The 11,948-nt window shown below is 53.7% G+C and carries 12 protein-coding genes; all 12 read left to right on the top strand.

The features are described 5' to 3' along the window. Nucleotides 1–25: 25 nt before the first annotated feature. The 12 genes from flgE (at nucleotide 26) to flhC (ending at nucleotide 11,873) form a co-directional block, all read left to right on the top strand. Nucleotides 26–1,231 (top strand): flagellar hook protein FlgE, encoded by a 1,206-nt coding sequence (gene flgE / locus CRO33_RS11740; protein WP_097118260.1) that lies wholly within the window; start codon nucleotides 26–28, stop codon nucleotides 1,229–1,231. Nucleotides 1,232–1,242: 11 nt separating this feature from the next. After that, nucleotides 1,243–1,980, top strand: a complete 738-nt coding sequence (locus CRO33_RS11745) for a flagellar basal body rod protein FlgF (RefSeq protein ID WP_097118261.1) — start codon at nucleotides 1,243–1,245, stop codon at nucleotides 1,978–1,980. Between the two features lie 21 nt (nucleotides 1,981–2,001). Next, nucleotides 2,002–2,784, top strand: a complete 783-nt coding sequence (gene flgG / locus CRO33_RS11750) for a flagellar basal-body rod protein FlgG (protein WP_097118262.1) — start codon at nucleotides 2,002–2,004, stop codon at nucleotides 2,782–2,784. 20 nt (nucleotides 2,785–2,804) lie between these two features. Further along, nucleotides 2,805–3,485: a flagellar basal body L-ring protein FlgH gene (locus tag CRO33_RS11755; protein WP_052127487.1), complete on the top strand. Its 681-nt coding sequence runs from the start codon at nucleotides 2,805–2,807 to the stop codon at nucleotides 3,483–3,485. Nucleotides 3,486–3,492: 7 nt separating this feature from the next. Further along, entirely contained in the window at nucleotides 3,493–4,602 is a 1,110-nt protein-coding gene (locus CRO33_RS11760) for a flagellar basal body P-ring protein FlgI (RefSeq protein ID WP_097118263.1), read from the top strand. After that, nucleotides 4,602–5,477, top strand: coding sequence for a flagellar assembly peptidoglycan hydrolase FlgJ (gene flgJ / locus CRO33_RS11765; RefSeq protein ID WP_097118403.1), 876 nt, complete (start codon nucleotides 4,602–4,604; stop codon nucleotides 5,475–5,477). The genes CRO33_RS11760 and flgJ overlap by 1 nt, the downstream gene beginning before the upstream one ends. A 74-nt stretch (nucleotides 5,478–5,551) precedes the next feature. Next, nucleotides 5,552–7,186, top strand: a complete 1,635-nt coding sequence (flgK, locus tag CRO33_RS11770; protein ID WP_097118264.1) for a flagellar hook-associated protein FlgK — start codon at nucleotides 5,552–5,554, stop codon at nucleotides 7,184–7,186. 11 nt (nucleotides 7,187–7,197) lie between these two features. After that, nucleotides 7,198–8,094, top strand: a complete 897-nt coding sequence (flgL, locus tag CRO33_RS11775; protein WP_097118265.1) for a flagellar hook-associated protein FlgL — start codon at nucleotides 7,198–7,200, stop codon at nucleotides 8,092–8,094. Between the two features lie 50 nt (nucleotides 8,095–8,144). Then, nucleotides 8,145–9,782, top strand: coding sequence for a methyl-accepting chemotaxis protein (locus tag CRO33_RS11780; RefSeq protein ID WP_097118266.1), 1,638 nt, complete (start codon nucleotides 8,145–8,147; stop codon nucleotides 9,780–9,782). Nucleotides 9,783–9,902: 120 nt separating this feature from the next. Then, a complete protein-coding gene (gene fliA / locus CRO33_RS11785) occupies nucleotides 9,903–10,631 on the top strand; it encodes an RNA polymerase sigma factor FliA (protein ID WP_097118404.1) in 729 nt (242 codons plus the stop codon). A gap of 311 nt (nucleotides 10,632–10,942) precedes the next feature. Next, the gene (gene flhD / locus CRO33_RS11790; protein ID WP_097118267.1) at nucleotides 10,943–11,284 is read left to right on the top strand and encodes a flagellar transcriptional regulator FlhD; all 342 of its coding nucleotides are present in this window, start codon (nucleotides 10,943–10,945) and stop codon (nucleotides 11,282–11,284) included. A 10-nt stretch (nucleotides 11,285–11,294) separates the two neighbouring features. Beyond that, on the top strand, nucleotides 11,295–11,873 hold the full coding sequence (gene flhC, locus CRO33_RS11795) for a flagellar transcriptional regulator FlhC (protein ID WP_097118268.1): 579 nt from the start codon (nucleotides 11,295–11,297) through the stop codon (nucleotides 11,871–11,873). Nucleotides 11,874–11,948 lie beyond the last annotated feature (75 nt).

Consider the following 11,948-nt stretch of genomic DNA (forward strand, 5'->3'; position numbering starts at 1 on the left):
CCTCACTTACTCTCTGGGAAACATTATGAGCTTTTCACAAGGTCTTAGCGGCCTCAACGCCGCCTCCAAAGCCCTCGATGTCGTGGGTAACAACATTGCTAACTCGCAAACCAGTGGCTTTAAAAGCGGCTCGATCACCTTCTCCGATATTTTCGCCGGGTCGGTGGGATTGGGCGTACAGGTCTCCAACGTCAACCAGAACTTCGCTGACGGCGGGATCAATTTCACCGGCGGCAAGCTGGACATGGCGCTGAGTGGGCGCGGGTTCTTCCGCATGGAGAACGAGGCCGGCGGCGTGTTTTACGGACGCAACGGTCAGTTCGACAGTGATGCTGACGGCAATATTTACAACAAAAGCAATGGCCTGTTCCTCACTGGCTTTCAGGCGACCGGTACGCCGCCGACTATTGAACCCGGCGCGCCGGTGGACAAAATCCGTATTCCCACAGACGATATGCCGCCAAATGCCTCGTCCAAAGGATCACTGAACGGCAACCTGAAAGCAGACGACGATAACGTCATCACCGACCCGTTTAATCACGAAGACCAAAAAACCTATAACTACAGCAGCCAGATTGAAGCCACTGACAGTCTCGGCAATAAGCACACTATCAAACTCTACTTTGTGCAGACTGCGGAGGGGGAATGGAAGGCCTATGCGCGCGATGAAACTGCGCCCGATCCCGCTGGTTACAGCGAACTGGAGCTGAATTTTAATTCCAGCGGCCAGATCGACATGCCGGATGCCAACATCAACATCAAAGGCCTGTCGCTGAACGGATCGGAGCCACTGGACATCAATCTGGATCTCTCTGCTATCACCAAGTACAGCGGTGACAGCAGCATCAAGCTCAACGAGATCGATGGCCAGGCACCGGGCAAGTATCAAAACTTTGTCATCGGTGATAACGGCGAGATCGTGGTCACCTACAGTAACGGCAAAAAACAGACCGTGGCGCAGATTGTGCTGGCTGATTTCCCCAACAGCGGCGGTCTGTCGCCTCAGGGCGGCAATGCCTGGGCGGAGTCCCCCGGCTCCGGTCAGCCCTTCCTTGGCATTGCCGGAAGCGGCAGCTTTGGCAGTTTCAAGGGCAGTTCGCTGGAGGGTTCAAACGTCGATATGGGGCAGGAGATGGTCAACATGATCATCTATCAACGCAACTACCAGTCCAATTCTCAGACCATCAAAACCCAATCCGAACTGCTGCAAACGCTGACTAACCTGCGCTAAGGACATCGACGATGGATCGCGCCATTTATACCGCCATGACGGCCGCGGAGGCGGCGTTAAACCGCCAGGCCGTGACATCCAACAATCTGGCAAACAGTTCCACCGCTGGCTTTCGCGCTCAGCTGGCGGCCTTCCGCGCCGTGCCGGTCAACGGTGACAGCCTGCCCACGCGTGCGCTGGTGGCGGCTTCGACCCCGATGCATGACAGCAGCATGGGGCCGATTACCCACACCGGACGCAGTCTCGACGTGGCCCTGCCGCAAAACGCCTGGCTTAGCGTGGCGTTAGAAGATGGCAGCGAAGGTTACACCCGCAACGGCAACATCGAGGTTGATAACGAAGGGGGCTTGCGCGTCAACGGCAGGCCGCTGATGGGCGATGGCGCACCGCTGACGGTGCCACCGCAATCGCACGTCACCGTGGCCGCCGATGGCACGATTTCCGCGCTGGGTGCTGGCAATGATGCCACCGCTGTGGTGCCGGTCGGTCGCATCAAGCTGGTCAGTGCGCAGATGAGCGAGTTGCGGCATGGCGATGACGGCCTGTTCCGCGCCGCAACGGGGAATGCGCTGGCGCAGGATGAGACGCTGCGTCTCAGCCCGGAAGCGCTGGAGGGCAGTAATGTCAGCCCGGTGCACACCATGGCCGAGATGATCGCTAACTCGCGCGGTTTCGACATGAACATGAAAGTGATTCGCAGCGCCGATGAAAACGCGCAGAAAGCCAATCAGTTATTAAGCGTGGGCTAAGCGCCTGCCAGGGAGATCTCAATGATCCGATCGTTATGGATTGCAAAAACCGGTCTGGAAGCGCAGCAGACCAATATGGATGTCATTTCCAACAACCTCGCCAACGTTAACACCAACGGCTTCAAGCGCCAGCGCGCGGTGTTCCAGGATCTGCTGTATCAAACCTTGCGTCAGCCGGGTGCGCAGGCCTCGGAACAGAGCACGCTGCCCAGCGGTTTGCAGTTGGGCACCGGCGTGCGCCCGGTTTCGACGCAGCGGATCCACACCCAGGGTGGCTATAACGAAACCGGCAATGAAACCGATGTCGCGATTGAGGGCAAAGGGTTCTTCCAGTTGCAAATGCCGGATGGCAGCACCGCGTATACCCGCGATGGGCACTTCGATAAAAACGAGAACGGTGAGTTGGTGAATGCGGAGGGGCATCCGGTGCAGCCGGGGATTGTGATCCCGCCGGATGCGAAAACCCTGTCGATCAGCAATGACGGCATCGTTAGCGTGACGCAGCCCGGTCAGGCGCAGCCACAGCAAATCGGCCAACTAACCCTGGCGACCTTTATCAACGAAGCCGGGCTGGAAAGCGTGGGCGGCAATCTGTACCGCGAAACCCAGTCATCTGGCGCACCGAACGAGCTGAATCCGGGCATGGAAGATGCCGGTTCGCTAAAGCAAAAGTACGTTGAGACCTCCAACGTCAACGTCGCGGAAGAGTTGGTCACCATGATCCAGGTGCAGCGCGCCTATGAGATCAACAGCAAAGCGGTATCGGCTTCTGACCAGATGCTGCAACGCCTCACGCAGCTGTAGTGCTCAACACAGGAATCAACATGCGACGTGTGGTGATTGTCAGTGCCGCGCTGCTGGCGAGCGGCTGTGCACATATTTTACAGCAGCCGTTAGTAGCGGGGCCGACTTCGGCCGCTCCGTTACCGATGGCAACGTTCGCCAGCGGCGGTTCGCTGTTTATGGCGGGGCAGGGCATGAATTACGGCTATCAGCCGCTGTTTGAGGATCGGCGCCCGCGCAACGTGGGTGACACCTTAACCATCCTATTGCAGGAAAACGTCAGCGCCAGCAAAAGCGCGTCGGCCAACGCCAATCGTAATGGCTCGGCGGGCATGGAGCTGCTCTCGGTGCCGGACAAGCTTAATCGCTGGCTGGGTGACGGCAAGTGGGATCTGGATGCCAAAGGCAAGAACGATTTCAGCGGCAAAGGTGGTGCGGCGGCGCGCAATACCTTTACCGGCACCATTACCGTCACGGTGAATCAGCTGCTGCCCAACGGCAATCTTGGCGTGGTGGGCGAAAAGCAGATCGCCATCAATCAAGGCACCGAATTCATTCGTTTTTCCGGCGTGGTGAACCCGCGCACCATCAGCGGCAGCAACACCGTGCCTTCCACGCAGGTGGCGGATGCACGCATCGAATATGTCGGCGATGGCTACATCAATGAAGCCCAAACCATGGGTTGGCTGCAGCGCCTGTTTCTCAACCTTTCACCTTTTTGAGATCACCATGAACAGAGCCTTTGTTGTTTTTATTGTCAGCCTGCTGAGCCTTAGCGTGCTGCCCGCCGCACAGGCCGAACGTATCCGCGATCTGGTCACCGTGCAGGGCGTGCGTTCTAACGCGCTGATGGGCTATGGGCTGGTGGTGGGATTGGACGGCACCGGCGATCAAACCATGCAGGCACCGTTTACCGGGCAAAGCCTGACGAACATGCTGTCGCAGCTCGGTATTACTGTGCCGCCTGGCACCAATATGCAGCTCAAAAATATTGCGGCGGTAATGGTGACCGCGGAGCTGCCGCCGTTTGCGCGACCCGGTGAAAAACTGGATATTTTAGTCTCTTCACTGGGCAATGCCAAAAGCTTGCGCGGTGGCACCTTGCTGATGACGCCCCTGAAGGCCGCCGACAACCAGATCTACGCCATGGCGCAGGGCAACGTGCTGATCTCCGGCGCAGGTGCGCAGGCAGGCGGCAGCCGCGTGCAAGTCAATCAACTGAATGGCGGCCGAATCAGTGCGGGTGCTACCGTTGAACGTGAAGTACCGAATGATTTCGCTCAGCAGAGCGTGGTGCGTTTGCAGTTGAATCACTCCGATTTCTCGCTGGCGCAGCAGATCAGCGATGCCATCAATCAGCGTTACAGCGGAGGGGCGGCCATCGCGGAAGATGCGCGCACGGTGCGCCTGTTTGCGCCCGCTGATGGCCCTTCCCGCGTGCGATTTCTCGCCAATATCCAGAACATCCCGCTACGCGTGGCGGTGCAGGATGCCAGAGTGGTGGTCAACTCGCGTACCGGATCGGTGGTGATCAATCGCCACGTTACGCTGGAGAGCTGTGCGGTGGCGCATGGATCGCTGTCGGTTGAAGTGGCGCAAAGTAATGTGGTCAGCCAACCCAACACGCCGTTTGCCGGCGGTGAAACGGTGGTGACGCCGCAAACGGATATCTCGGTGCGTGATAGCGGCGGTGCGCTGCAAAATGTACGCAGCAGCACCGATCTTAACAATGTGGTGCGAGCGTTAAATACCTTAGGCGCTACGCCGAATGAGTTGATGGCGATACTGCAGGCGATGAAAAATGCGGGCTGCCTGCGCGCGCGTCTGGAGTTCGAATGATGATCGCCGATCGTCCGGCATTTGATCTGCGTTCGCTGGATGCGCTCAAGCGCGAAGCAAAGCGCTCCTCACCTGAAGCGCTGCAGGCTGCTGCACAGCAGATGGAAGGCATTTTTGTGCAGATGATGATGAAGAGCATGCGCGATGCCACCTTCAAAGATGAACTAATGCACAGCGCGGCTTCTGACATGTTTACTGCGATGCACGACCAGCAGGTGGCGCAGGAAATCGCCCGTAGTGGCCAATTGGGATTTGCCGAAATGATTGTACGGCAATCAGGTGGTGGCGATATGCGCTCCCCGATCCCGCCGCCGCGCCGCGCCAGTGGTCCACTGCGCTTACCTGCGCCGCTGGCCTTTTCTCCTCAGACTGAAAGCACACATCCCTTTATCGCACGCTTACTGCCTGCTGCGCAGCGGGTGGCGCAGCAAACCGGCCTGCATGCGCATTTGATCGTGGCGCAGGCGGCACTGGAGTCGGGTTGGGGCCAGCGTGAAATTCCGGCCGCCGATGGTTCCCCGAGTCATAACCTGTTTGGCATTAAAGCCAGCGCGGGCTGGCGGGGAAAAACCAGTGAAATTACCACCAGCGAATACATCAATGGCGTGAAACAGCAGGTAAAAGCGGTATTTCGCGTCTATGACTCTTACGAGCAGGGGCTGGGCGATTATGCCGCGCTGTTAAGCCACAACGCGCGCTACCAGTCAGTGGTGCGCGCCACCTCAGCGGAGCAGGGTGCTAGCGCCCTGCAATCCAGCGGCTATGCCACCGATCCCGCTTATGCGCAAAAGCTTATCTCGCTGATTAATAAGGTTAAGACCACGCTGCAACAACCTGCTGCCGCCTATCAAAGTGATCTGACGAAAATATTTTAATCCGGTGTTTTAGAGAATCGGCGAATCACCGATGAAAGGTAGAGAGCAACCTCAAAGACAAGCGGTGGATAGCGATGAACAACCTGTTTAATTTAGCCCGAAGTGGTTTAAGCACCGGTCAGGCGGCCCTGAGTGTGGTGGGCAGTAATCTGACTAACGGCATGTCCGACAACTACAGCCGCCGCAATATTTTGATTGGTGAATCAGGCGGCATGAATACCTCGCTGGGCTTTTTTGGTTACGGTGCCCAGGTGAATGGCGTCGATCGCGCTTATGACGCATTTGCCAATTCACAACTGCGCGGCTCTATCAGCAACTGGGCCGGGCTGAAAGGGCGACAGGAGCAACTGTCTGAAATCGACAACATGCTCGGCGACGAATCCGACAACGTCTCGGTTTCACTTAACAATCTGTTCAAGGCCATGGCCACGCTGAGCGGTGATGCTTCTGATGGGCCAGCGCGTTCCGCACTATTTAGTGCGCTGGGTGTATTAACGCAGCGCTTTAACGACAGCGGTAAAAAACTCACTGGGCTGGAGAAAAGCACCAACACGCACATTGAGCAGAGCGTGAAGGACATCAACAGCTACAGCGACCAGTTAGCCAATATCAATAAACAGCTGGAGCGAGTGCAGGCGCAGGGCGGTAATCCCCCCGCTGATCTGCTGGACCAACGCGATGGCTTGCTGGAAAAGCTCAGCGAACAGCTGGGTGTTGAGGTCACTGAAGACAAAGCATCGGGCCGTGTGGATGTGACTCTGCCTGATGGGCGCCCCCTTATCGCCGGCGATCGCGCCTATAAGTTACAAACCTCGCCGTCCGCCAGCGATCCCAATAAAACCGTGGTCTCTTACGTGGGTCACAATGGCAAGCCTGAGCCACTGAGTGAAACCAGCGTCACCAAAGGCCGTCTCGCCGGATTATTTAAGTTCCGTAATGACGATCTGGCGGTGGCGCGCAATGAGTTGAACCATATCGCTTTTATGATGGCGAGCCGCTTAAACGAACAGCACCATGCGGGCTTCGATGCGGACGGCAATCCCGGTCAGGATCTGTTCTCGCTGCCGGAGATCAAAGCCCTCGCTAATAGCCAAAACACCGGCAGCGGCCGGCTCGATTCCATCCGTGTTACCGACTACAAAGCGGTGAATGCCGAAGATTATAACGTCAGCTTTGATGGCACAGACTGGCATGTTACCGGTGCGGATGGTCGCACGGTTCCGGCGACGGTGACGGGCGGCATGCTGTCATTTGACGGCGTGGAAATCGATCTACCTGCTGGCGTGAATGCGGGCGACAGCTTTAGCCTCAATCCGATGGCCGGTGCTGCTGAAGGGATTGGCCGTGCCCTGGACAGCGCCAGCAAATTTGCCGCCTCTGATGATCCTGCTGGCGGCAGTTCCAATAACAAAAATCTGGAACTGATGCTGAAAATTCAGGATGAAAAACTGATCGGCAAAAATACGCTCACCGATGCCTATACCCAACTGGTTGGCACCATCGGCTCCAATGCGCGCGCGGTTAATTCCGGACTGGAATCGGCCAAAATAGATCTCGATGACAAATTCAACACCAAACAGTCGCTTAGCGGCGTTGATATGAATGAAGAGATGGTGAATATGCAGATGTTTATGCAGTACTACCAGGCCAACAGTCAAATATTGCAAACCGCCACCACGTTATTTGACACGCTGCTATCGATTAAATAAAGGAGTCAGCGATGCGATTAAGCACTTTATATATGTTCAAACAGAATGCGGAAAGTATGTCGCAGCGTGTGAGTGAGAATAACAATATTTACTTGCGCCTCTCGGCAGGTAAATCACTGTTACGCGCATCAGACGATCCGCAAGGTGCCACCGACGCGGTAAAAAACCAGGACGCGCTGGCAAAACTGGAGTTGTACCGCAGCGTGCGATCCGGCGCGCGCAGTGCCATGGAGCACGAGGAGAGTATTCTCAGCAGCGTCGGCAGTATCATCACTACCAGCCTGACGGAGAAAATCATCGCGGCGAAAAGCGATACCTATTCCGCAGAAGACCGCGCTGCGCTGGGAAAAGAGTTATCCGGCATTCGCGGCACCTTATTTGATCTTGCTAATACGCGCGACAGTCAGGGACGCTATATTTTCTCGGGTTATCATACTGATACTGCACCCTTTGATGCGGCAGGAAATTATCAGGGCGGTAGCGAAGCGCGCCAGCAAACCGTAGCAGATGGCACTGGCATGTCGGTTAGCCGACTGGGCGATGCGGTATTTGGTGACATCTTTGCCGATCTGGATAAGGCGGTGGCGGAGTTGAGCCGTGATCCTATCGACAGAGACGAACTGGAGAAAGCCCTGAGCGCTGCCAGCCAGGCGGTCGACAAAGGCATGGATCGATTGGGCAAAGCGCAGGCTGAACTGGGCACCCATCTGCAGCAACTTGATAGCCTCGATTTAAGCGGTGAGAGTTTGATCAATGACACCATCGTCAAAGTACAAAATGCGATTGGCGCAGATTACGGCACCATGACATCGTTAATTATGGATTCTAAGATGTCTGAATATGCGTTAAATGCGTCGATGATGGTCTTTCAGTCGATGCAAAAAATGAACTTGTTCAATAAATTATAAATTTACCTTTCTGATTCTCAATATCATCGTGTAGCGCGAGAGTAAATCCTATGTTTAATAAAATAAAAATCTACACTGCGGTCAGCTTGATTATCGTGATGTTTGCTGTCGTCCTCTTTTCTACCGTCACTTTTTCGCTATTTAACGCTTATTCCAATAACGAGAACTTTAATAAAATACAGATCGCCTCGTATAGTAATAATCAGATGCGCGATGCTGCCTATAACATCAGTGCAGCACTGGCTAACACCAACGGCATTATGCTGCTGCAGGCGCAGGGAGAAACGGCCTCGCCAACGCTGCTGCAAACCACGGCGCTGATCCTGAAAAGCGCTGAAGAAGATATGCAGCAGTTTATGAGCTCACCGTTCAACAGCGAAGAGGAAACCAAAGTCGCCGAAGAGGTGAACACCGCTTTTAAAGCGGTGTATGACGTGGTGCAGATTAAACTGGATCAGCTCCAGCGCCAGGAGAGTTATCGCGGTTCACTGGAAAGTGAACTGGGGTTGCGCACCACATTGAATCAACGCATTGAGGGCTATAACCAGATTAATTTTAAGCAGAATCAGGAGTATGTCAGCCATGCGGCGAGCAATTACCGCACCATGCTGGTGATTGGGATCAGCGTTACCGTTCTGGCGGCACTCTTACTGATTAGTGTGCGTATCTGGCTGCGCAAGACGCTGGTGCGTCGTATGGAAGGCACGGTTGAGGTACTGAAACGCGTGGCGGCAGGTGATTTGAGCCGCCGCGTCGAGATCGGCAGCGCCAATGAAATCGGCACTATGCTGAGCGAATTGGAACAAATGCGCGTGTCGCTGACCGGCACCATTCTCAGTATTCGTGAGAGTGTGCAGCACATTCATACCAATGCGCAGGAAATTGCCCAGGGCAACAGCGATCTATCTGCGCGTACCGAGGAGCAGGCAGCCTCGTTGCAGCAGACCGCCGCCAGTATGGAGGAGATCAAAACCACGGTGCGGCAGAATGCCGACAACGCCCACACCGCGCGCCAGCTGGCGGTTAGTGCCAGCGACAATGCGCAGCAGGGCGGCAATGTGATGCAAAGTCTGGAGCAGATCATGGCGCAGATCACCGTCAGCTCGCGCCAAATCGCCGATATCAACGGCGTGATTGACAGCATTGCTAATCAAACCAATATCCTGGCGCTGAATGCCGCAGTCGAAGCGGCACGCGCCGGTGAACAGGGACGTGGTTTCGCGGTGGTGGCTGAAGAGGTGCGTAACCTCGCCAGGCGCAGCGCTGATGCAGCCAAAGAGATCAATCAGCTGATCCACACCTGCGTCAGCAATATGGATACGGGATCGCGCCAGGTGAACCAGGCCAGCGTCGTGATGCAGGATATCGTCAGCTCGGTGGCGCAGGTGACGCAGATTATGGGGGAAATTACCTCAGCGTCAGATGAGCAGAGCACCGGTATCAACCAGATTTCGCAGGCGGTAAACGAAATGGATCTGGTGACTCAACAGAACGCGGCGATGGTGGAAGAAGCCGCGATGGCGGCTGGTGGATTAGAAGCGCAGTCCGACGCGCTGGAGAAGCTGGTGGCACAGTTTGTGTTAACTCATGAAGGCTCCGCACAACCGGCTCGTTTGGTCAATAAAGTGAATAACCGCCATCAGGATCTGATATCGGAAAAAGAGAATACGCAGTGGGAATCGTTCTAACGTATTACCCATTAGTGAAATAAAGAGATTAAATAGCCCAGGTACTAAGAGCTTATTGCGCTATATAAATAATAACGCTCAGCTGATAATTAATAACAAGACTATCAGATGGGTGGCAATATGGATAGGTTATATAACGCATCCGGTCTGAATGATAAAAACGAACTGTGGCTAACCTACCATTATCTGGTGCGGCAGGAAGTGTTACGCCTGCAAAAAAGATTGCCGGCTAGCGTCGAGTTCGATGATCTCATTCAGGCAGGTGCGATAGGATTTATTGCTGCGGTTGACAGTTATGACGCGAAGAAAGGTGTCACGCTCAGCGCCTGGATTACACAACGCGTGCGCTGGGCGTTAATCGATGAATTGCGAGAACGTGATTGGGTGCCGCGTCGGGTCAGAACCCATTCGCGTGAGATATCTGCGGTTATCCAGATAATTGAACAGGAGCAGGGCGCCAGTGCCAGTGAAAGAGATATTGCCGAACGAATGGGCGTATCGCTGCGGGATTTTCAACAGATGCTGGCAGATAATAACAACAGCCAACTTTTTTCCATGGATGAATTGCAAGAGCATTATGCCGATCTTTGGGAACAAGCTGATGAAGAACATGCCTTGCTGAACCCCCTGCATCACTCTATTCAGGAGGATTTGATTGAGCGTATTGCTGACTACGTACGTTATATTCCTGAGCGGGAGCAGCGCATCTTACAGTTTTATTATCACTATGATCTCAATATGCGCGAGATTGCTTTACTTCTCGACATTACGGAAACACGAGTGAGTCAACTTCACAGTCTGGCAATAAAACGTTTGCGTAGTCGAATGGATTATGATGGAGCAATCTAATGTGATGCAGCACCTGCAAAGTTGTAAAAGGACATCATCGATAATTAATAACAATTAATAATATTATTATCGTTATTAATCATTTGGTTAGTTGGGTTTTTCATGTGAGGGTTTTCTGACGTGTTGTTACGGAAATTTCTGATGGCTATCATTTTTTCATTGCTGGATGCGGCTCAATCGTCGGCTGTTGGGATGATCGATAGTCACAAAAATGTTCACCCTACGACCACACGATTATCAGCATCACATGGGGAATGGATATTCCTCTCTTAATGACCTCTGCTTTGCACGATAAATATAAGGTGTTATCAATGTCTGACTTTGATGAGTATCTTCAGCATATCCACGATATGAATTTATCTTACCTTCTACTGGCGCAACAATTAATTCGACAGGATAAATTTGCGGCAGGTTTTCGCCTTGGATTATCGGAGTCTACCACTGATAATTTGAAGGCGCTGACGTTACCCCAATTGATGAAGCTGGCCTCGACCAATCAATTAATTTGCCGCTTACGCATTGATGATGAAGTCTTGATTGAGAATCTCACGAAAGAATCGCGGATTGAGGCTCTGCAGAAAATTCACACCGGCATTATCTTGTCGACGGATTTGCTTAATTCAATTAATAAAGAACCTATGGCTGTGGATTAAGGGGGCGAGAATGAGTGAAAGAAATTTATTGCAGGAAGTGCATGACGTTCAAATCGCCATGGAGTTGATCTCTCTCGGAGCACGTATGCAGGTTTTAGAATCTGAGACATCTCTAAGTCGACGACGACTATTACGCTTGTATAAGGAGTTACGTGGATGCCCACCACCGAAAGGCATGTTGCCTTTCTCCGAAGACTGGTTTATGTCGTGGGAACAGAATATTCACTCGTCGATGTTTTATAACATCTACCTGTATTTGAAAGTGACGGAAAAAGGTCCGCCGATTAACGTGTTGATGAAAACGTATCGGCTCTATCTGGAACAGTGTTACGGTCAGAGTCATGAGGAGCCCATATTAGGTCTGACGCGCGCCTGGACGTTAGTTCGCTTTATTGAGTGCGGCATTATTTCCCGTAAAGCGTGCCGGATCTGTCAGGGGGGATATGTGGTGATCACCGAGAACATCAAGAAACCCTTTACCTGCAGTTTGTGCAGCCCACCCTCACGCGCCAGTAAAAAATCTCAGGTTGACCACGTTAATCAACGGCACATTCAGGCCGCCGCCGCTTTTATGCCGGTCATTGCCTGAGGCGCTAGCCTTATTTCAGTGACAAGAAAGTCATACGCCCGTGGCCAGTCTGGCGCGGGCTATCAATAATACAAG

The sequence above is a fragment of the Pantoea sp. GL120224-02 genome (assembly GCF_900215395.1).
Lineage (GTDB): Bacteria > Pseudomonadota > Gammaproteobacteria > Enterobacterales > Enterobacteriaceae > Pantoea > Pantoea communis.